Genomic DNA, 19,259 nt, shown 5'->3' with positions numbered 1-19,259 from the left:
ACGGCCGCCCGGAAACGGGCGGTCGGCGTTTAGGAGGCGGGGTTGCACTCAGGCACACCCTACCTATGACTGCATGGCGGGCGCGGTTCTTGCGACTTTTGGCGGCTTGTATGGATAGAGCCCGCTGTGTATCTTGATCAGCCTTTGGCCGTTTGATCGGCCAGGACCCACATTTTTACGAGATTGGCCCCACGCGGCGAATCCGAGCGTCATCTCTATAAAAAATTGAGGAGCACATCGATGCGCGTCATTCTGCTGGGAGCTCCCGGGGCCGGTAAAGGTACTCAGGCAAAGTTCATCACTGAAAAATTCGGCATTCCACAAATCTCCACCGGTGACATGCTGCGTGCCGCCGTCAAGGCCGGCACCGAGCTGGGCCTGATCGCCAAGAGCGTAATGGACAGCGGCGGCCTGGTCTCCGATGACCTGATCATCAACCTGGTCAAGGAACGCATCAGCCAGGAAGACTGCACGAACGGTTTCCTGTTCGACGGTTTCCCACGCACCATTCCCCAGGCTGAAGCCTTGGTGAAAGCCGGCGTTGAGCTGGACGCTGTGGTTGAAATCGCAGTTGAAGACGAAGAAATCGTTCAGCGTATTGCGGGCCGTCGCGTTCACGAAGGCTCGGGCCGCGTGTACCACATCGTCTACAACCCGCCAAAGGTTGAAGGTAAAGACGATGTGACCGGTGAAGACCTGGTACAGCGTAAGGACGACACCGAAGAAACCGTGCGCCATCGCCTGTCGGTCTACCATTCGCAGACCAAGCCGCTGGTGGATTTCTACCAGAAGCTTTCGGCTGCCCAAGGCAAGCCGAAGTACAGCCACATCCCTGGCGTGGGTTCGGTAGAATCCATCACTGCCAAGGTGCTTGAAGCACTGAGCTGATCCTTCGATCGGCTTTGCGTACAACGGCCCGCTTGCGGGCCGTTGTTGTTTATACTGGCGCACTTTTTTTCGACTTGGACACCTACACCGATGAGCACCCTGCTGGCCCTGGACACCGCGACTGAAGCTTGCTCCGTCGCCTTGCTGCACGATGGCAAGGTAACGAGCCACTACGAGGTGATCCCGCGTCTGCATGCGCAGAAGCTGTTGCCGATGATCAAGCAACTGCTGGAAGAGGCGGGCACCACGCTGTCTGCCGTGGACGCGATTGCTTTCGGGCGTGGCCCGGGCGCCTTTACCGGCGTGCGTATTGCCATTGGTGTGGTGCAGGGCCTGGCCTTTGCGCTGGAGCGCCCGGTGTTGCCGGTGTCCAACCTTGCGGTATTGGCCCAGCGTGCATTGCGTGAACACGGCGCCTCGCAGGTGGCGGCGGCGATTGATGCGCGCATGGATGAAGTGTATTGGGGCTGCTACCGCGAAACTGCTGGCGAAATGCGTCTAGTGGGCGTGGAAGCCGTACAGCCTCCGGAATCGTCGGTGTTGCCTGCTGATGCCAGCGGCGAGTGGTTCGGCGCCGGCACGGGTTGGGGTTACGGTGAGCGCATCGACGTAAAGCTGGCTGGCCAGGATGCAACAATGTTGCCGCATGCCGAAGACTTGCTGACCTTGGCGCGCTTTGCTTTCGAGCGCGGCGAAGCGATTCCTGCTGACCAGGCTGCACCGGTTTACCTGCGCGATAAAGTTGCGCAAACCAAGGCTGAGCGCGGCCTTTAAGTGTGGCGAGGGAGCTTGCTCCCGTCGGGCCGCGAAGCGGCCCCGCTGTTAATAGATCGGGACTGCTGCGCAGTCCAACGGGAGCAAGCTCCCTCGCCACAGTAAGTGCAGCGCACCGGCAAAAATCCCCAATCGTCAGAATTTGCCTCGGTTTGTAAACCTTTTACAAATTATGTGTTCTAGTTATCACCAGAGCATTTGCGCGCTACGGAAAGTGCCGCTAAATTGCCATCATTGATACCGAGTCTGCATGTATGCGTATAGACGGCTTTTCCTCACAGTCCTACCCACTCAAGCGTAAGCCGCGCAAGGCGAACGTCACGGTAGACGAGTCCGTCGAAGATTCGCCGGACTTCATCGAGGTTCAGTCAGAGTCGCAACCCAGTGCCCAAGGTTCTGGCGCTGCACGCATCAGTGGCCTTCCTGCCCGTCAGCAAGACATGGTCTTCCCCCGTTCCATGAGCAAAAGCGTTGCCACCGCCCTGGCCAGCTACCTGACCACCGCCGGCTTTGTCGAATGGGATATGGAAGTGCTGGGTCTCGACATCCACATCTGATGCGCCTGCCTTACTACATCGGCTGCCCGTCCTGGAGTGAAAACGCCTGGCGCGAGTACCTGTACCCGGCCGATGCCCGTTCCAGCGACTACCTTGCCCTGTATTCCCAGGTCTTTAACGCCGTTGAAGGCAACACCACCTTTTATGCCCGCCCCTCGGCCGCCACGGTGCAGCGCTGGGCTGAAATCATGCCTGAGGGTTTTCGCTTCACCGCCAAATTCCCCGGAGATATCAGCCACGGCGGCGACTTGCGCGAGCAATTGCCGGCAGCGGAAAGTTTTGTCGGCTTGATGAGCCCTTTGGGCGAGCGGGTTTCGCCGCTGTGGTTGCAATTGTCGGCGAGCTTTTCGCCGCAACGCCTGGGCGAACTGGCGGGTTTCATTGACGGCCTGGAGCACCCGCTGGCCGTGGAAGTGCGTCACCCTGAGTTCTTCGCCAAGGGCGATGCCGAGCGCAGGCTCAACCGCCTGTTGCGCGACCGTGGCGTGGAGCGTATTTGCCTCGATCCACGTGCGCTGTTCAGTTGCACTTCAACGTCGGCGGCCGTGCTGCACGCCCAATCGAAAAAGCCCAAGGTACCAACACGGCCGGCGGCGCTGACTCTATTTCCCCAGGTGCGCTTCATCGGCCATCCGGAACTGGAGGCCAATGACCCGTTCCTGGTCCCGTGGGTAGAAAAAATTGCTGGCTGGATCGAAGAGGGGCGCACGCCTTATGTGTTCCTGCACACCTCGGATAACCGCCTCGCCGCGCAACTGGCGCTGCGCTTTCACCAACAGTTGATGCTGCGTTTGCCGGGGTTGCCAGCGCTGCCAACCTTGCATCGGGAACCCGCAGCGGAGCAACTGGGGTTACTCTAGGGCTCCTTTTTCCGACAGGAGTCAGCCATGGATGCCCAAACCCTTCGCGCCGAAACCTTCAAGGCCTTGCATGAGCGTGACCGCGCATTCGTGATGCCCAACCCGTGGGACGCCGGCTCCGCCATCATGCTCGCCAGCCTGGGTTTTGAGGCGTTGGCCACGACCAGTGCGGGCTATGCGTTCAGCCTCGGGCGACCGGATGCGGAAGGCGCATTATCCCTTGAAGACACCTTGGCCAATGCGTCATCGATCGTGCGGGCCACTGCGCTGCCGGTGGCGGCTGACCTGGAGAACGGCTTCAGCGACACCCCCGAAGGCTGCGCCCAGACCATCCTGCGCGCCGCGGCCAGCGGTATTGTGGGTGGCTCTATCGAAGACGCCACAGGCATTGCGGTCGACCCGATCTATCCGTTTGACCTGTCGGTGGAGCGCGTGGAAGCCGCCGTCGCCGCTGCCCGCAGCTTGCCATTTGCCTTTACGCTCACCGCCCGTGCAGAAAACCTCCTGCATGGTCGCCTGGATTTGCCTGACACTATTCGCCGCCTGCAAGCCTACGCCGAAGCCGGGGCGGACGTGCTCTACGCTCCCGCCTTGCGCAGTGCCGAAGAAGTGCTCGCGGTGGTCAAGGCGGTGGCGCCCAAACCGGTAAATGTACTGATGTCCGGTGGTTTGAACCTGAGCGTGGCGCAGTTGAGCGAAATGGGTGTGCGCCGCATCAGTGTCGGCTCAGCCATGGCGCTGGCGGCGTATGGCGAGTTCTATCGGGCGGCGCAGGAGGTGTATGAGCTGGGCACTTTTACCTTCACTGAACGCAAGATGCCGTTCAGCCAGGCCAACGGTTTTTTCAAAGACTGAATCAGGCCGCCAGGCGCAGGTTGTTGAGGACCAGCGGGCGCGCCCAGTGATAATCGAAGTCCAGCGCCTTCTGTTGCGCCACCAGCTCCTCGGCCGGGTAAGGCGTGGCAGGCGGTGGCAGCAGGTCCAGTTCGAATTCGGCAATCGGCAGGTGCAGCGGCTGGGGCTGCGGCGCCGGGCCAGGCTCAGGCGGCGGGTTGCCGGCATTGAGCACAATCGGGCGGACCCAGCCGCTTTCGAAGTTTTGCTGGCGCTGCTGGGCGATGATTTCTTCTGCCGGGAACGGCGTGGCAGGCGGCGGCAGCAGCTCGGTTTCAAATTCGGCGATGGGCAGGAACAGCGGCTCCGGCGGGGCGACCTCGGTGTCGTGTACGTCGCATTCACGCTGGGTGAGGATCTGTGACAACAGGTCGGCGCCTTCGCTGGGTTCTACCGCCGGGTCCCTCGGCGCCGGGGCTTTGGCCGCCAGCGCACCCGGCGTATCGCCAAGCTGCTCGGCCAACGCACGGGCGAAGAAGTCCTGCCACACATGGCTCACCCCAGCCAGCGCTTGAGTATTGCGCAGGCCGTAGTGGTTGTGGGTCGGCAGTACACCGATGGTTAGGGGAAGAATGTCTGACATTTTTCTCGGTCGACGCTCAGCTCTGGCAAAATACCTGACTGTTGTTTTTATCGGCCGTTGTTTGCCGATCCTTAATATTTTTGAGCGTAGCGATTGATGAGCGAACAACCAGCGGCCAGCCGCATTCGGGTCGAGGCTTTGGCCGACGGTTTCAAGGCCCGCGCCGAGCACTGGGCCGCGCAGCTTGGCCTGCCTTTACAGCTGGAGGAGGCGGACTTTTCCCTGCAAGTCGGGGAACACGGCCTGCAACTGCAACAGCTCGGGCCTGACGCGCCGGGGCCGGTGCGCGTGGACTTCGTCGAAGGCGGCGCGGCGCATCGGCGTCTCTACGGCGGTGGCAGCGGGCAGATGATCGCCAAGGCGGTCGGTGTTGCCCAAGGGGTGCGCCCACGGGTGCTGGACGCTACGGCGGGCTTGGGCAAGGACGCGTTCGTACTCGCCAGCCTGGGCTGCGAGATGAGCCTGATCGAGCGTCAGCCGTTGATCGGCGCCTTGCTCGAAGACGGCCTGGCCCGTGGTGCGGACGACTTTGAAGTGGCGCCGATTGTGGCGCGCATGCAGTTGCTCAAGGGCAACTCGATCGAGGTGATGCGCAACTGGGAGGGCGAGCCGCCGCAGGTGATCTACTTGGACCCGATGTTCCCGCACCGTGAGAAAACGGCGCTGGTGAAGAAGGAAATGCGCCTGTTTCGCCCCTTAGTGGGCGATGATCCGGACGCACCGGCCTTACTCGCTGCCGCCTTGGCGTTGGCCAGCCACCGCGTGGTGGTCAAGCGCCCGCGCAAGGCGCCGTGCATTGACGGGCCGAAACCGAGCCATGCGTTGGATGGCAAGTCCAGCCGGTATGACATCTATCCAAAGAAAGCGCTCAAGTCCTGAATCATTGTTGTTCTTTCGGGCCTCATCGCAGGCAAGCCAGCTCCCACGTTTTGATTTGCAAACACAGTCAAAGGTGGGAGCTGGCTTGCCTGCGATAGTGCCCGATCAGGCAGCTCAAACCCTCAAGGCCGATACGCCCGCATAAACAACCCCACCACCTCCTGCACATGCGCTTCGGCAGCTTCTTCACTCAACTGCCCGCCACACCCATACAACAAGCAAAAATTTGCCGTGCCCTTGAGCAGGCAAAAGAAGTGCTCAGCCGCCGTAAATGGTTTGTCGATGCTCAAGGCGCCGCTCTGGTCAATGCGGCTGAGCAGGCGCTCCATGCCTTGCAGCATGCGCATAGGCCCGGCTTCAAAGAAGATCTGCGAGAGTTTCACGTCCTGGTTGCCGGTGGTCATCATCAGGCGGTGCAGGTTCACCGATTCTTCGCTGTTGATCAGCCGATGAAAGCCGCGCGCGATGTTCAGCAGCACGGTGTGCACCGGCATGCCTTCGGGCAACTCGAAATACATCACCGGCAACTGCTCCTCGCACTTGGCCACGACGGCGGCGGTGAACAAGGTCTCTTTATCCGTGAAGTGGCTGTAGACCGTCAGTTTTGACACGCCGGCCTCAAGGGCCACGGCATCCATGCTGGTGCTGGCGTAGCCATTGCTCAAAAACAGGATTTTGGCTGCTTCGAGGATTGCCTGGCGTTTTGCCATGTCCTTGGGACGCCCGGGGCTATTGGTGTTTACAGGATTGTCGGACATTTTCACCTTTAATACTGGACTGGTGAGTTTGGTATTAATAACATACCGGCCAGTATAATTATTCCTAGCTCCATTTGCGAAAGGTCCTTCAGCATGCGCAGTACTTTCCTGCCCCTTGCGTTGCCTGTCAGCCTGATCTTCCTGTTGACCGCCTGCGGTCATGAAGAAGCGGCCCAAACCACCATCCGCCCGGCCATGGTGGTGCAACCGCAGCCGTCGGCGCTGGCGATGGACAGTTTTCCGGGGGAAGTACGCGCCCGTTATGAGCCGGACCTGGCCTTTCGCATCGGCGGCAAAGTCAGTAAGCGCCTGGTGGAGGAGGGCGAGCGGGTCAAGGCCAACCAACCATTGGCAGAGCTCGACCCACAGGACGTGCGCCTGCAACTGGAAGCCACCCGCGCTCAGGTTGCCGCCGCCGAAGCCAACCTGAGCCTGGTGCGCGCCGAACGCGACCGCTACAAGACCCTGATGGACCGTCAGATGGTCAGCCGCTCGCAGTACGACAATTCCGAAAACCTCTACCGATCCGGTGAAGCGCGTCTTAAGCAGATCAAGGCCGAGTTCGACGTATCGAGCAACCAGGCCGGCTATGCCGTGCTGCGTGCGCCCCAGGACGGTGTAGTGGCCAAGCGTGCGGTGGAAGTCGGCCAAGTGGTGTCCGCCGGCCAAACGGTGTTTACCCTGGCCACCGATGGCGAGCGCGAAGTGTTGATCAGCCTGCCCGAGCAAGGGTTTGGCCGCTTCAAGATCGGCCAACCGGTATCGGTGGAGTTGTGGAGCCAGCCCGACCAACGTTTTGCCGGGCGCATTCGTGAGCTCTCACCGGCAGCCGACCCAAAATCCCGCACCTTCGCTGCGCGCGTTGCCTTCACCGGCGGCAAAGTCCCCGCCGAGTTGGGCCAGAGCGCCCGCGTCTTCATCCAGGCTGATGGCATCGTCCCACTGTCAGTGCCGCTGTCGGCCCTGAGCGCGGAGAACGGTGCGTCCTACGTCTGGCGGGTACAGCCGGACAACACGCTCAAACGAACGCCGGTGCGCATCGGTGCTTTCGGTGAAAAAACCGTGCCGGTGCTTGAAGGCTTGGCCCCCACCGATTGGGTGATCGCGGCGGGTGTGCATGTGCTCCATGAGGGCCAGCAAGTGCGCCCGGTGGATCGCGCCAACCGAGTAGTGAATCTGGCGGCCAAGGAGTAGTCCCCGATGGGTTTCAATCTTTCCGAATGGGCGTTGCGTAATCGCCAGATCGTACTGTTCCTGATGATCCTGCTGGCAGTGGTCGGCACGTTGTCCTACACCAAGCTGGGGCAAAGTGAAGACCCGCCGTTTACCTTCAAGGCCATGGTCATCAAGACCAACTGGCCGGGCGCCACGGCCCAGGAAGTTTCGCGCCAAGTCACCGAACGTATCGAGAAGAAGCTGATGGAGACGGGCGAGTACGAGCGCATTGTCTCGTTCTCCCGGCCCGGTGAGTCCCAGGTCACCTTCATGGCCCGCGATTCGATGCACTCGGCACAAATCCCGGAGCTGTGGTACCAGGTGCGCAAGAAGATCAGCGATATTCGCCAGACCTTGCCGCCGGATATCCAGGGGCCGTTTTTCAACGATGAATTCGGCACCACCTTCGGCAATATCTACGCCCTGACCGGTGACGGTTTTGACTACGCGGTGCTCAAGGACTACGCCGACCGCATCCAGATTCAACTGCAACGCGTGCCGGATGTGGGCAAGGTCGAGTTACTGGGCCTGCAGGACGAGAAGATCTGGATCGAACTGTCCAACCTCAAGCTCGCCACCCTCGGCCTGCCATTGGCTGCAGTGCAGCAGGCACTGCAGGAGCAGAACGCCGTCTCCACCGCCGGTTTCTTTGAAACCCCGACGGAACGCGTGCAACTGCGCGTCTCGGGTAACTTCAAAACGGTCGATGAGATCCGTAACTTCCCGATTCGCGTAGGTGACCGCACCTTCCGCATCGGTGATGTGGCGCAGATCCATCGCGGCTTCAACGACCCACCGGCGCCGCGCATGCGCTATATGGGCGCGGACGCCATCGGCCTGGCCGTGGCGATGCGTGACGGCGGCGACATTCTGGTACTGGGCAAGGCCCTTGAAGGCGAATTCGCACGCCTGCAGAAGAACCTTCCGGCAGGCATGGAACTGCGCAAGGTCTCGGACCAACCGGCGGCGGTGAAAACCAGCGTCGGTGAATTCGTCCAGGTACTCGCTGAAGCCTTGGCCATCGTGCTGCTGGTGAGCTTCTTCTCCCTTGGTGTACGCACCGGCATGGTGGTCGCCCTGGCGATTCCGCTAGTACTGGCGATGACCTTTGCGACCATGTATTACCTGGGCATCGGCCTGCACAAAATCTCCCTCGGTGCCTTGGTGTTGGCCCTGGGCTTGTTGGTGGACGATGCGATCATCGCCGTGGAAATGATGGCGATCAAAATGGAGCAGGGCTACGACCGGCTCAAGGCCGCGAGTTTTGCCTGGACCAGCACCGCGTTCCCGATGCTCACCGGCACATTGATCACCGCCGCAGGTTTCCTGCCGATTGCCACCGCGCAATCGAGTACCGGTGAATACACCCGTTCGATTTTCCAAGTGGTGACCATTGCCCTGCTGGCCTCGTGGGTTGCGGCGGTGGTGTTTGTGCCGTACCTGGGGGAAAAGCTCCTGCCGGACCTGGCGAAGATTCATGCGGCCAAACACGGCACCGATGGGCCTGATCCCTACGGCACGCCGTTCTATCAACGTGTAAGACGCTTGGTCGAATGGTGTGTGCGTCGGCGCAAAACCGTGATCGTGTTGACCTTGTTGTTGTTTATCGGCTCGGTGGCGCTGTTCCGTTTTGTGCCACAGCAGTTCTTCCCGGCCTCCGGCCGACTGGAGTTGATGGTCGACCTGAAACTGGCTGAAGGTGCCTCGCTGAGCAACACCGCCGACCAGGTCAAGCGCCTGGAAGCCTTGCTCAAGGAACATGCTGGCATCGACAACTATGTGGCCTATGTGGGCACCGGTTCGCCGCGCTTCTACCTGCCGCTGGACCAACAACTGCCGGCCGCCAGCTTTGCGCAGTTTGTGGTACTGGCCAAAACCATCGAGGAACGCGAAAGCCTGCGCACCTGGCTGATCGAGACCCTTAACGAACAATTCCCCGACCTGCGTTCACGCGTCACGCGCCTGGAAAACGGCCCGCCCGTGGGCTACCCGGTGCAGTTTCGCGTGACCGGCGAGCACATCGAAGAAGTCCGTGCCCTGGCGCGCAAGGTCGCGGCCAAGGTTCGCGAAAATACCCACGTGGTCAACGTGCACCTGGACTGGGAGGAACCGAGCAAGATCGTCTACCTGAATATCGACCAGGACCGTGCCCGTGCGCTGGGCGTCAGCACTGCCAACCTGTCGAAGTTCCTGCAAAGTTCCTTGACCGGCTCCAGCGTCAGCCAGTACCGCGAGGACAACGAGTTGATCGAGATCCTGCTACGCGGCACCGTGCATGAACGTACCGAGTTGTCGCTGCTGCCGAGCCTGGCGGTGCCGACCGACAACGGCAAAAGCGTAGCGCTGTCGCAGATTGCGACCCTCGAATATGGCTTTGAAGAAGGCATCATCTGGCACCGCAATCGCCTGCCGACGGTGACCGTGCGTGCCGATATCTACGGCAAGGAACAACCGGCAACCTTGGTCCAGCAGATCCTGCCGACCCTGGAAGGCGTGCGTGCCGAACTGCCGGACGGCTACCTGCTCGAAGTGGGCGGCACCGTCGAGGATTCGGCCCGTGGCCAGAACTCGGTCAAGGCCGGCGTGCCGCTGTTTATCGTGGTAGTGCTGACCTTGCTGATGCTGCAACTGCGCAGTTTCTCACGCACTGCAATGGTGTTTCTGACGGCGCCGCTGGGCTTGATCGGCGTGACCTTGTTCCTGCTGGTGTTCCGCCAGCCCTTCGGCTTTGTCGCCATGCTCGGCACCATCGCGCTGTCGGGCATGATCATGCGTAACTCGGTGATCCTGGTGGACCAGATTGAACAAGACATCAAGGCGGGACTGGCGCCCTGGCAGGCGATCATCGAAGCCACCGTCCGACGCTTTCGCCCGATTGTGCTGACGGCGCTTGCGGCGGTATTGGCAATGATTCCGCTGTCGCGCAGCGTGTTCTTCGGGCCGATGGCGGTGGCAATCATGGGCGGGTTGATTGTGGCGACCGCGTTGACGTTATTGTTCTTGCCAGCCCTGTATGCGGCATGGTTTCGCATTAAGAAGGAGGCGCACTAGTTCATAACGGGAGGCGTGAAGGCGTATCGATAGTATTGACGGGTGTGGGAAAAGCCTGAAATTCGATAACTGCTGTTTAAGCCTGAATGTCTCCCACTTGTTTATTTAGAACAGGGGCAGTTTCTTCTCGACGGTTTTTATAATAGAGGTGTTGGTGTCGGCCAACGGCGTTATTTTTTGCAAGGTTTGATCAAGGTGGTTAACGGAATGTGTGTACAGATGGCAGACGAAACTGTCTTCCCCGGTGATCTTGTAACAGACAATACATTCAGGCATGTCTGACAGTAGCTGCTCCACTGTTTGAAAATTTCCCGTCAGCGGTTTTACCCGCACCAGTGCCTGCAGCGCAAACCCCAGTGCCTGCGCGTCCAACGCTACGCTGAACCCACTTATAACCCCTGCCACTTCCAGGCGTTTGAGACGCTCACTGCAACCAGGAGCGGACAATCCCACCTGCCGGCTGAGCGCGCGGATAGAGGCACGGGCATTCTGATGCAGGGCGACCAGCAGCGCGCGATCAATTGCATCGAGTGTCTGATCGTTTTTTGTAAGCCTTTTCATTAGATGGACCTTACGAACATTGATGAAATAGCGTGAAAATCTTACATACCACAGATCCCTGACAAAAGAATGGATTTTTAAAAGGTTTCCATCTATTTTTTTATTCTTGAATGTGCGAATTACAGCTGCGTTCAAAAGTTGCCGCCGGCTAAACGATGCGGCTGTGTTTGAGTGAGTGTTTTTAACTTGCTATAAATTTTATTGAATGGGTGTATGAATGTGCAAAGCGGTCCAGTGCGTGGTGGTTGTGAGGGGTGCTAACGTCGAGTTACAACTACAAGGCGGTGCGGTTTCATTAAGTTTTGAATAAGGCTACCGAGGCGCTTCACATGTTTGATGTCACGCTAAGTGTTTACCAGGCGATATTCACCTTTACTCTCGCAGCTATCGCCTTACTGGCCAGCCCCGGCCCCGCGACTCTGGCGCTGGCTGCCAGCGGCGCGGCGTATGGCATGCAACGCTCGTTTCAGTTTTTTGTCGGGATCACCCTGGGTTTAGTGATTGCCATGGCGTTGGTTGTTTCTGGGCTGTATGTGGTCTTGCACAGCTTTCCCGGGTTGGCGGTGGCACTGACGATCATCTCCATTGTTTATATTTTTTGGTTGGCTTACCGCATTGGTACGGCACCGCCCATTCAGGATCAGCAAGCCGTGGTCACGCCGGGCTGGGGTGCCGGTTTTGTGCTGGGGGTTGCAAATATCAAGGCGTATGCCGCGTTTGCAGCGTTACTGGGCAGTTTCACCTTGGGCACGACGCCGGGCTGGGAGCAGGGCACAAAAGCGCTTATTTGTTTATTGGTTTGCGTGGTATTCGATTTTTTGTGGCTTTTTGCAGGCAGCCGGATGCGCAAGTTGTTCATCCACCCCGTTTGGAGTCGACGACTTAACGTAAGCTTCGCGATTTTGATGGTAGTGACGGTCGCCTGGTCATTCACGCTGACGTAGTAGCACTGACTCACATCCTGATGCAAACAGGCGTCTGCGCCTTTGGAACGTTTGCCTTTTTTACTCCACTCAGAATTGCCTGATGGACAGGCGCAGGTTTGGACTTCCCTGAGTTGGCAGTCCGACCTATTCAATGAGTTTATGGAGAGTTACATGGCTTTTTTTGATGCTGTAATTGCTTTCAAAAGTGCGCTGCTCGGAGCCCTGTTGGGCAATAATGCACCGCGCAACAATTTTGGAAATGGGTATAGGTCGGGGCACGCAACAAACAATCACCACTATCCCCAACATCGTCCTCATACAGTCCGGCCGAACGTGGGCCACACCTATCCAACCCAGACCAACCATGGCAGGCCGTATCCACAGCAGCACACGGTCTACGAGCAACCTTCACCCTACAGGCCTAGCTATCCGCTTTTTACGCTGAATCGTTAATGGGCTTGGCCTGAAACAACTGCGCCAAGGCCCGTGGTAAGCGGTCTTGGCGCAGTGGGACCAGTGTGTTTGAGAAGCTTATAGTGCCCCAAACACCTTCTTGGCCAGGCTGGTGGCCGCGGCCGCCGGGTTTTTGCGAATGGTTTCTTCCTGCTGCGCGATCATCTTGAACAAGCCGTCCAGCGCCTGTTCGGTCACGTAGTTTTCAACGTTGGCACTTTTGGCATCCACTGCGCCAAATGCTGCCGCCTTGCCGGCCAGGGCGTTGTACTGCTGCGCAACCCCAACCTTGTCGGTAGCGGCCTTGACGATCGGCAGGAACTTGGCGCGGATCTGCTCGCGGCTGCTTTTGTTCAAGTACTGCGTCGCCGAGTCCTGGCCGCCGCTGAGAATGCCCTTGGCGTCAGTCACGCTCATGTTTTTGACGGCATTGACCAGAATCGGTTGCGCCTGGGTCACGGCCGTTTCGGCGGCCTTGTTCATGCTGGTTTCCAGCTGCGTGACCTGGTCACCCATGCCGAACATCTTCAGCTTGTCGGCGACTTTGCCGAGTTTGCCTGGCAAGCCGATCTTCACTTCGGGGTTGTTGCTGAAGCCACCGGGCACGCCCAGTTGTTTCACGGCGATCTGGGCGCCTTGGGTCAGGGCGTCTTTGAGACCGCCGCTGGCGTCGCCCTGGGACAGGCTGCCAAGGTCCAGGGCCATGGCGTTGGCACCGAGCAGCAAGCCGGCACACAGGGCAGTGAGGCGAAGAGAGTGACGGAGCATGAGCGCTTCCTTATGTTCGGGCTTATGGTCTGGAAAGGTCAGTGTGCGACAGCATCAACGCGCAGACGCAGTGGCTGTTCGTCCTTGCCGTCGAGCTGCACCGCGTGGCGTTCGGTGGTAATAAACAGTAGCTTGCCGTCCAGCTCGATGCGAGCACTCACCGAATAAGTGTGGCCTGGCTTGATTTGGGCCGGGTCGTAGCTCAGGTGAAACGGCAGCGGCACCTGGCCTTTGACCGGGCCTTTCTGTTCGGCCAGGGTCACCGCCGGCGCGTCCATCAGCGACACGTCCTGCAGACTGACGCTCAGGGTGGCCGCGGGCGGCAAGGCGATGCGTTGCAGGTAGAACACTTCGCCGTCGAGGCTGGCCTTGGGGGCTGGGGTCATGGATTGGCAGGCTCCGAGCAGGGCGGTAAGGCCCAGGAGGATGATCTTTTTCATGGTACAGCTCCTTTTCAACGGCGCCGGAAACAGCCCGGCGCCTCAGTCAATCTAGCGGCTTTCTGCCGGTTCCACAGGCGCTTCAGCTGCGCCGTCGACGCGATGCAAGGCCACCTGGCGAATCGACAGACGAATCTCGGCAGGCAGCACGCGTTTGGCCGCGCCTTCCGCCAGTTCACCCAGCAGGTCGTGGTAACTCAATTTCCCGGCCTCGTCGCGGCGCAGCACATCTTGCTCCAGCAATGTCTGGATAAAATGTCGGAAAAGACTCTTGTCGAAGAACTCCGGCGCGTTCAGGCCATGCAGGATCGACAGGCGCTGGGCCATGATCGTGCACAGGTCTTCCAGCTCTTCGGCGCTGATGCTGTTCTGGCCGCTGTTAAGCAGCAGCGAGATCGCCATGTAGAAGCGTTGCAGGGTCTGGGCGATGCTCTTGGACAACAGCGTCAGCAGTACAAAGTGCCGCGAACTCGGGGCCGGGCGCAGGTACACGTTGTTTTCAAAACGCAGCAGGCCTTGCTCGACAAAGGCTTCCAGCCATTGGTCGACGACGGCGTCCAACTCTTCCAGCGACCAGCGGATAAACAACTCCGATTGCAGGTAAGGGTAGAGCGCGCGAGTGAAGCGCAGGATCTGCTCGCGGCTCATGCGCGAGCTGCTCTGGAAGAAGCTCGCCAGCAGCGCCGGCAGGGCAAAAATATGCAGCACGTTGTTGCGGTAATAGGTCATCAGGACGGCGTTCTGCTCATCCAGATACACAATTTTGCCCAGGGCGTCACTCTGCTCCGAGAGCAGGTTCATGTCCTTGACGTGCTTGATCAGCGCCAGCCCATCGCCTTCCGGCAAGGTGGTGTGCGGCGAGTAGGGCACACGGCGTAGCAGTGCCAGGTACAGGTCCAACTGGCGGGCCATGGCCTGTTCATCCAGGGCCAGGCGTGTGGTCGAAAGCAGTGCCAGGGCCACCAGGTTTACCGGGTTGACCGCTGCGGCTTCGTTGAGGTGGCGTGCCACCTGTTCGCCGAGGCGGTTGGTGGTTTCATTGAGCCACGCCGGTTTAAAGTTCGGGGCTAATTCCTGGGCGCGCCAGTCCGGCTGCTCGGCGTCGAGGAACTCGGCCAGCTTGATCGGCTCGCCGAAGTTGACCGCGACCTGACCAAAGCGCTGCTTGAGCGCGCCGACCACTTTGAAAATATCGAAGATCGATTCTTTCTTCTTGCTCGCCCCGCGCAACTCGCCCAGGTAGGTACGGCCTTCGAGCACGCGTTCATAGCCGATATACACCGGCACGAACACGATCGGCATGCGTGAGGAGCGCAAGAAGCTGCGCAAGGTGATCGCCAGCATCCCGGTTTTCGGTTGCAGCATGCGCCCGGTGCGCGAGCGTCCGCCTTCGACGAAGTACTCCACCGGGAAGCCCTTGGTGAACAGGGTGTGCAGGTACTCGTTGAACACCGAGGTGTACAGCGGGTTGCCCTTGAAGGTGCGGCGCATGAAAAATGCACCGCCACGGCGCAACAGGCTGCCGATCACCGGCATGTTCAGGTTGATGCCGGCGGCAATGTGCGGCGGAGTCAGGCCGTTTTTGAACAGCAGGTACGAAAGCAGCAGGTAGTCGATGTGGCTGCGGTGGCAAGGCACGTAGATCACCTCGTAACCCTGGGCAACCTTTTGCACACCTTCGATATTGTTGACCTTGATGCCGTCGTAGATCTTGTTCCAGAACCAGCTCAATACCACTTCCAGAAAGCGAATCGCGGTGTAGGTGTAGTCCGAAGCGATCTCGTTGCCGTAGCGCAGGGCCTGGGCCTTGGCTTTTTCCGGGGTGATTTTCTCGCGCTCGGCTTCATCGGCGATGGCCTGGCGCACCAGCGGCATGTTGACCAGGCCTTTGACCAGGTTACGGCGGTGAGACAGGTCGGGGCCGATGACCGCAGTCTTCAGGTTACGAAAGTGCACACGCAGGATGCGCTGGGCCATGCGCACGGTACGTTCGTGGCCTTTATTGTGCTCGATCAATTCACGCAGGTTGATAGGCGCGGAGAATTGCACACGGGTCTTGCGGCCCAGGATCAGGATGCTCAACAAGCGGCGCAGGCGGCCGGTGACGGCCCAGCTGTCGGCGAACAGCAGTTTCCACGGGCTGGACTCGCTTTCGGGCGACTGCCCCCAGAACACGCTGACCGGAATGATTTGTGCATTCTCTTCGGCGTGCTCGGTCAGGGTGTTGACCAGGCGGGTCAGGGTTGGCGGCGCGCCGCGCTTGTCCTGGCGGCCGAGCCAGTCGGGTTCGGGCGTGAGGTAGAAGAACGCGGCGGGTTCGATCAACGAACCCACCGACACCGGCAGCACCGGGCGCGGCAGGCCGGCCTTGGTGCATTCCTTGTCGACCACCGCCAATTCGGTGAGAGAGGGCGATTGCAGGACGTAAAACACCGGCCGGCTGCGGTCCAGGTTAAGGGTTAGGGACGACTGATTGATCGTCTCCGAGCGAACCCAGAGGTACAACAGTCGGCGCAAGGTGCCAAACACCAGACGGCGGAACGGGGAGCGGGTCATAGGCGTGCTGCTTCAAGTGGAAAAAACCGAGCAGGTGCTCGGGCGGGTAGTGTGCCGTATTCGCCGAAAATCGGCAAAAAAGCAGCGATGTAAACTTGAGTTGATCGTTTTTGAGCCTGTCTTATACTCGGCAGTTCAATGCGAGCGACTCAACAATAAAAATGCATGTGGGAGTAAGACAGATGGCAACGCGTGAAACCGGCAATGTGAAGTGGTTCAACGATGCAAAGGGCTATGGCTTTATCCAGCGTGAAGACGGCAAGGATGTGTTTGTGCACTACCGCGCCATTCGCGGTGAGGGCCACCGCTCATTGGCCGAGGGCCAGCAGGTGGAATACGCCGTGGTGACCGGCGAGAAGGGCTTGCAGGCTGAGGATGTGGTGGGTCTGTAACACCCTTGTCCTGCCAACTCAATCAACTGTGGGAGCTGGCTTGCCTGCGATGCAGACACCTCGGTCTATCAGTCGGACCGCGGTGATGCTATCGCAGGCAAGCCAGCTCCCACATTGATTGGGTTTTCAGGTTTGGATCAGGCAGTTTTCCAGGTGATCTGCTCTTCACCGTCGGCACTGATGCGAATCCAGGTATCAGCGCTTTCCTCACCTTCCTCCTCAACCCAGGTACCCGGCGCGCAGCGCACTTCGACGTTCAGCGCGGCAAAGGCGGCGCGGGCGCAGGCGATGTCGTCATCCCACGGCGTCTGGTCGCTTTCCAGGTACAGGCTGTTCCACTTGCCCACGGCTTTTGGCAGCCAGGTAACCGGCACATTGCCGGCCTTGCACTTGTAGGTCTGGCCTTTCTGGACCCAGTCGGTGCACGGGCCCAGGGCGGCACCCAGCCAGGCGGCGATGGCCTTGTAGTCGACCTCGGCGTCTTTCAGGTAAATCTCGATATCAGGTTGGCGCATGGATGTTCCTCGTTGCGGGATTCGAAAATCCATTCGCGGATACTTAAAAGTCGGTTATTGAAGCACGAAATAATCGTAGCGCATCGATACGGTGACCAGCAGCGGCTCGGCGGCCTCGATCACTTCAGCACGGCGCTCGGCACTCGCGCGCCAGCCATGGGGCGTCATCGCCAGCAGGTTGGCGCGGTCCTGGGGTTCGATCAGGCTCAGGGTGAATTCCAGCGTTTCACTGTGCGCCAGGCGCATGCCTTGTGGCACCAAAGCCAAATGCTTGTCGTCGGTGTATTCACGCACTTCGTCGTACAGGCGTTCGCGCAATTCCATCAGGTGGCCGGCAGTCGGGCCAACCTTCATCAAACCGCCGCCGGGGCTGAGCAGGCGCTTGGCCTCTTCCCAGTCCAAAGGGCTGAACACGCTGGCGAGAAACTGGCAACTGCCCGACGCCAACGGCACGCGGGCCATGCTGGCGATCAACCAGGTCAGCGCCGGGTTGCGTTTGCACGCGCGTTTCACCGCTTCCTTGGAGATATCCAGCGCATAACCGTCAGCGTGGGGCAGGGCGTCGGCGATTTGCGCGGTGTAGTAACCCTCGCCACACCCGATGTCCACCCAGCGCTGCGGCGCGCGCTCGGCGGCCAGTTCGGCCAGGCGCCTGGCCACTGGCGCATAGTGCCCGGCATTGAGAAAGTCGCGGCGTGCCTCGACCATGGCGAGGTTGTCGCCTGGGTCGCGGCTGTTCTTGTGCTGCACCGGCAACAGGTTCAGGTAACCCTGGCGCGCACGGTCGAAACGGTGCCCAGCGGGGCACGCCACGCCATTATCCACCGCGTTGAGCGGTGCGCTGCAAAGGGGGCACGCGAGCATCAGGCGAGCAACTTGATCAGGGTTTGGTAGTAGATTTCGGTCAGCACATCGAGGTCGCTGGCCAGAATGCGTTCGTTGACCTGATGAATCGTCGCGTTGACCGGGCCCAGCTCCACCACTTGAGTGCCGAGGGTGGCAATGAAGCGCCCGTCGGACGTGCCGCCGCTGGTGGACGCTTTGGTCTCGCGGCCGGTAATCGCCTTGATGCTGGCCGAGACAGCATCCAGCAACGCGCCCGGCTCGGTGAGGAATGGCAGGCCAGACAAGGCCCAATCAACGTGCCAGTCCAGGCCGTGTTTATCCAGAATCGCCGCAACCCGCTGTTGCAGGCCTTCGACGGTGGATTCGGTGGAGAAACGGAAGTTGAACACTGCTGTCAGGTCACCCGGAATCACGTTGGTGGCGCCGGTGCCGGAATTGAGGTTGGAGATTTGAAAGCTGGTCGGTGGGAAGAAGGTGTTGCCATCGTCCCAATGCTCGGCAGCCAGTTCCGCCAGCGCCGGTGCCGCCAGGTGGATCGGGTTTTTCGCCAGGTGCGGGTATGCCACGTGGCCCTGCACGCCGCGCACGGTCAAGGTGGCGCCGAGGGAGCCGCGACGGCCGTTCTTCACCACATCGCCCACCAGCGTGGTGCTCGACGGTTCGCCGACGATGCACCAGTCCAGACGCTCCTTGCGTGCCGCCAGACGCTCAATCACCGCTTTGGTGCCGTGGTGCGCCGGGCCTTCTTCATCACTGGTGATCAGAAAAGCCACCGAGCCCTTGTGGTCCGGGTAGTCGGTGACAAAACGCTCCGAAGCCACCAGCATTGCCGCCAGGCTGCCTTTCATGTCCGCTGCGCCACGCCCGCAGAGCATGCCGTGCTCGTCGATCAACGCATCGAACGGGTCGTTCTGCCAGGCCTGCACCGGGCCGGTTGGCACCACGTCGGTGTGGCCGGCAAAGCACAGCACCGGGCCTTCGTGCTTGCCATGGGTGGCCCAGAAGTTGTCCACATCTTCGATACGCATCGGCTCAAGTGCAAAACCTGCGTCGCCCAGGCGCTGCATCATCAGCTTCTGGCAGTCGGCATCAATCGGCGTCACTGAGGGGCGACGGATCAAGTCGATGGCAAGTTGAAGGGTCGGCGAAAGGTCGGCATGGGCCGTCATGGGAAAACTCCGGGAAGCGTGTAATGGGCGCGCAGGACGAATGTGGATAAAACAGGGTTCGATGTGGGAGCAGGCAAGCCAGCTCCCACAGAAAGCAGGGCCTGGCCAAGTCTCGTAAAACGGCCGTTATCTTATAGCAAAACGGCGGCCAGAGGCCGCCGTTTAGTGCATTGC

At 60.0% G+C, this 19,259-nt stretch carries 19 protein-coding genes; 10 read left to right on the top strand and 9 right to left on the bottom strand.

Going from position 1 to position 19,259, the window contains the following annotated elements; all coding sequences use genetic code 11:
• Window positions 1–240: 240 nt before the first annotated feature.
• The 5 genes from adk (at window position 241) to AB4P96_RS25190 (ending at window position 3,934) form a co-directional block, all read left to right on the top strand.
• Entirely contained in the window at window positions 241–888 is a 648-nt protein-coding gene (gene adk / locus AB4P96_RS25210) for an adenylate kinase (RefSeq protein WP_017137112.1), read from the top strand.
• Window positions 889–978: 90 nt separating this feature from the next.
• Window positions 979–1,662 carry a tRNA (adenosine(37)-N6)-threonylcarbamoyltransferase complex dimerization subunit type 1 TsaB gene (tsaB, locus tag AB4P96_RS25205; protein WP_017137113.1) on the top strand — a complete coding sequence of 228 codons (684 nt, stop codon included), beginning with the start codon at window positions 979–981 and terminating at the stop codon, window positions 1,660–1,662.
• 254 nt (window positions 1,663–1,916) lie between these two features.
• On the top strand, window positions 1,917–2,219 hold the full coding sequence (locus tag AB4P96_RS25200; RefSeq protein WP_017137114.1) for a hypothetical protein: 303 nt from the start codon (window positions 1,917–1,919) through the stop codon (window positions 2,217–2,219).
• On the top strand, window positions 2,219–3,079 hold the full coding sequence (locus tag AB4P96_RS25195; RefSeq protein WP_395600199.1) for a DUF72 domain-containing protein: 861 nt from the start codon (window positions 2,219–2,221) through the stop codon (window positions 3,077–3,079). Before AB4P96_RS25200 ends, AB4P96_RS25195 begins: the two co-directional genes overlap by 1 nt.
• Before the next feature lie 27 nt (window positions 3,080–3,106).
• A complete protein-coding gene (locus AB4P96_RS25190; RefSeq protein WP_099548544.1) occupies window positions 3,107–3,934 on the top strand; it encodes an oxaloacetate decarboxylase in 828 nt (275 codons plus the stop codon).
• A gap of 1 nt (window position 3,935) precedes the next feature.
• Here AB4P96_RS25190 and AB4P96_RS25185 read toward each other — a convergent pair whose 3' ends face one another.
• Entirely contained in the window at window positions 3,936–4,556 is a 621-nt protein-coding gene (locus AB4P96_RS25185) for an energy transducer TonB (RefSeq protein ID WP_138451325.1), read from the bottom strand.
• Between the two features lie 96 nt (window positions 4,557–4,652).
• On the opposite strand from AB4P96_RS25185, the gene AB4P96_RS25180 reads away from it, so the two are divergent.
• Complete coding sequence (locus AB4P96_RS25180; protein ID WP_017137118.1) at window positions 4,653–5,435, top strand: class I SAM-dependent methyltransferase; 783 nt, start codon at window positions 4,653–4,655, stop codon at window positions 5,433–5,435.
• Between the two features lie 122 nt (window positions 5,436–5,557).
• Here AB4P96_RS25180 and AB4P96_RS25175 read toward each other — a convergent pair whose 3' ends face one another.
• The gene (locus AB4P96_RS25175; RefSeq protein WP_017137119.1) at window positions 5,558–6,193 is read right to left on the bottom strand and encodes a TetR/AcrR family transcriptional regulator; all 636 of its coding nucleotides are present in this window, start codon (window positions 6,191–6,193) and stop codon (window positions 5,558–5,560) included.
• A gap of 93 nt (window positions 6,194–6,286) precedes the next feature.
• Here AB4P96_RS25175 and AB4P96_RS25170 point away from each other — a divergent pair, with 93 nt between their 5' ends.
• Together AB4P96_RS25170 and AB4P96_RS25165 are read left to right on the top strand one after the other, a co-directional pair.
• Entirely contained in the window at window positions 6,287–7,387 is a 1,101-nt protein-coding gene (locus tag AB4P96_RS25170) for an efflux RND transporter periplasmic adaptor subunit (RefSeq protein WP_395600198.1), read from the top strand.
• Between the two features lie 6 nt (window positions 7,388–7,393).
• Window positions 7,394–10,459: an efflux RND transporter permease subunit gene (locus AB4P96_RS25165; RefSeq protein WP_138453031.1), complete on the top strand. Its 3,066-nt coding sequence runs from the start codon at window positions 7,394–7,396 to the stop codon at window positions 10,457–10,459.
• A gap of 105 nt (window positions 10,460–10,564) precedes the next feature.
• On the opposite strand, the gene AB4P96_RS25160 is transcribed toward AB4P96_RS25165, so the two are convergent.
• A complete protein-coding gene (locus tag AB4P96_RS25160; protein ID WP_225933036.1) occupies window positions 10,565–11,155 on the bottom strand; it encodes an Lrp/AsnC family transcriptional regulator in 591 nt (196 codons plus the stop codon).
• Window positions 11,156–11,349: 194 nt separating this feature from the next.
• Between AB4P96_RS25160 and AB4P96_RS25155 the strand changes: the two genes are divergently transcribed.
• Complete coding sequence (locus AB4P96_RS25155) at window positions 11,350–11,964, top strand: LysE family translocator (protein WP_169985366.1); 615 nt, start codon at window positions 11,350–11,352, stop codon at window positions 11,962–11,964.
• Between the two features lie 513 nt (window positions 11,965–12,477).
• Here the strand turns inward: AB4P96_RS25155 and AB4P96_RS25150 are convergent.
• From AB4P96_RS25150 to plsB, 3 genes are read right to left on the bottom strand one after another with little or no spacing between them, the layout of a single operon-like run.
• Complete coding sequence (locus tag AB4P96_RS25150) at window positions 12,478–13,167, bottom strand: DUF4197 domain-containing protein (protein ID WP_017137124.1); 690 nt, start codon at window positions 13,165–13,167, stop codon at window positions 12,478–12,480.
• A gap of 38 nt (window positions 13,168–13,205) precedes the next feature.
• Window positions 13,206–13,607, bottom strand: coding sequence for a YbaY family lipoprotein (locus tag AB4P96_RS25145; protein ID WP_017137125.1), 402 nt, complete (start codon window positions 13,605–13,607; stop codon window positions 13,206–13,208).
• A gap of 51 nt (window positions 13,608–13,658) precedes the next feature.
• Window positions 13,659–16,163, bottom strand: coding sequence for a glycerol-3-phosphate 1-O-acyltransferase PlsB (gene plsB / locus AB4P96_RS25140; RefSeq protein WP_395600197.1), 2,505 nt, complete (start codon window positions 16,161–16,163; stop codon window positions 13,659–13,661).
• A gap of 182 nt (window positions 16,164–16,345) precedes the next feature.
• Here plsB and AB4P96_RS25135 point away from each other — a divergent pair, with 182 nt between their 5' ends.
• Window positions 16,346–16,555 carry a cold-shock protein gene (locus tag AB4P96_RS25135; RefSeq protein ID WP_003219353.1) on the top strand — a complete coding sequence of 70 codons (210 nt, stop codon included), beginning with the start codon at window positions 16,346–16,348 and terminating at the stop codon, window positions 16,553–16,555.
• A 137-nt stretch (window positions 16,556–16,692) separates the two neighbouring features.
• On the opposite strand, the gene AB4P96_RS25130 is transcribed toward AB4P96_RS25135, so the two are convergent.
• Genes AB4P96_RS25130 through dapE form a run of 3 tightly spaced genes read right to left on the bottom strand, consistent with a single transcriptional unit; the run spans window position 16,693 to window position 19,085 of the window.
• Window positions 16,693–17,070 (bottom strand): hypothetical protein, encoded by a 378-nt coding sequence (locus AB4P96_RS25130; RefSeq protein ID WP_170036447.1) that lies wholly within the window; start codon window positions 17,068–17,070, stop codon window positions 16,693–16,695.
• A gap of 54 nt (window positions 17,071–17,124) precedes the next feature.
• Complete coding sequence (locus AB4P96_RS25125; RefSeq protein WP_170036449.1) at window positions 17,125–17,934, bottom strand: putative RNA methyltransferase; 810 nt, start codon at window positions 17,932–17,934, stop codon at window positions 17,125–17,127.
• On the bottom strand, window positions 17,934–19,085 hold the full coding sequence (gene dapE, locus AB4P96_RS25120) for a succinyl-diaminopimelate desuccinylase (RefSeq protein WP_017137129.1): 1,152 nt from the start codon (window positions 19,083–19,085) through the stop codon (window positions 17,934–17,936). The genes AB4P96_RS25125 and dapE overlap by 1 nt, the downstream gene beginning before the upstream one ends.
• Between the last annotated feature and the right edge of the window lie 174 nt (window positions 19,086–19,259).

It is taken from the genome of Pseudomonas sp. B19125 (assembly GCF_044218855.1).
In the GTDB taxonomy this organism is placed as follows: Bacteria; Pseudomonadota; Gammaproteobacteria; order Pseudomonadales; family Pseudomonadaceae; genus Aquipseudomonas; species Aquipseudomonas edaphica.
The sequence above is the reverse complement of the archived record's forward strand: the minus strand, read 5'-3'. Positions and strand labels throughout refer to the sequence as shown.

Excerpts from the sequence above, each read along its gene's own strand:
- adk (WP_017137112.1), top strand. The coding sequence starts at position 241 with ATGCGCGTCATTCTGCTGGGAGCTCCCGGGGCCGGTAAAGGTACTCAG.
- tsaB (WP_017137113.1), top strand. The coding sequence starts at position 979 with ATGAGCACCCTGCTGGCCCTGGACACCGCGACTGAAGCTTGCTCCGTC.
- AB4P96_RS25200 (WP_017137114.1), top strand. The coding sequence starts at position 1,917 with ATGCGTATAGACGGCTTTTCCTCACAGTCCTACCCACTCAAGCGTAAG.
- AB4P96_RS25195 (WP_395600199.1), top strand. The coding sequence starts at position 2,219 with ATGCGCCTGCCTTACTACATCGGCTGCCCGTCCTGGAGTGAAAACGCC.
- AB4P96_RS25190 (WP_099548544.1), top strand. The coding sequence starts at position 3,107 with ATGGATGCCCAAACCCTTCGCGCCGAAACCTTCAAGGCCTTGCATGAG.
- AB4P96_RS25185 (WP_138451325.1), bottom strand. The coding sequence starts at position 4,556 with ATGTCAGACATTCTTCCCCTAACCATCGGTGTACTGCCGACCCACAAC.
- AB4P96_RS25180 (WP_017137118.1), top strand. The coding sequence starts at position 4,653 with ATGAGCGAACAACCAGCGGCCAGCCGCATTCGGGTCGAGGCTTTGGCC.
- AB4P96_RS25175 (WP_017137119.1), bottom strand. The coding sequence starts at position 6,193 with ATGTCCGACAATCCTGTAAACACCAATAGCCCCGGGCGTCCCAAGGAC.
- AB4P96_RS25170 (WP_395600198.1), top strand. The coding sequence starts at position 6,287 with ATGCGCAGTACTTTCCTGCCCCTTGCGTTGCCTGTCAGCCTGATCTTC.
- AB4P96_RS25165 (WP_138453031.1), top strand. The coding sequence starts at position 7,394 with ATGGGTTTCAATCTTTCCGAATGGGCGTTGCGTAATCGCCAGATCGTA.
- AB4P96_RS25155 (WP_169985366.1), top strand. The coding sequence starts at position 11,350 with ATGTTTGATGTCACGCTAAGTGTTTACCAGGCGATATTCACCTTTACT.
- AB4P96_RS25150 (WP_017137124.1), bottom strand. The coding sequence starts at position 13,167 with ATGCTCCGTCACTCTCTTCGCCTCACTGCCCTGTGTGCCGGCTTGCTG.
- AB4P96_RS25145 (WP_017137125.1), bottom strand. The coding sequence starts at position 13,607 with ATGAAAAAGATCATCCTCCTGGGCCTTACCGCCCTGCTCGGAGCCTGC.
- plsB (WP_395600197.1), bottom strand. The coding sequence starts at position 16,163 with ATGACCCGCTCCCCGTTCCGCCGTCTGGTGTTTGGCACCTTGCGCCGA.
- AB4P96_RS25135 (WP_003219353.1), top strand. The coding sequence starts at position 16,346 with ATGGCAACGCGTGAAACCGGCAATGTGAAGTGGTTCAACGATGCAAAG.
- AB4P96_RS25130 (WP_170036447.1), bottom strand. The coding sequence starts at position 17,070 with ATGCGCCAACCTGATATCGAGATTTACCTGAAAGACGCCGAGGTCGAC.
- AB4P96_RS25125 (WP_170036449.1), bottom strand. The coding sequence starts at position 17,934 with ATGCTCGCGTGCCCCCTTTGCAGCGCACCGCTCAACGCGGTGGATAAT.
- dapE (WP_017137129.1), bottom strand. The coding sequence starts at position 19,085 with ATGACGGCCCATGCCGACCTTTCGCCGACCCTTCAACTTGCCATCGAC.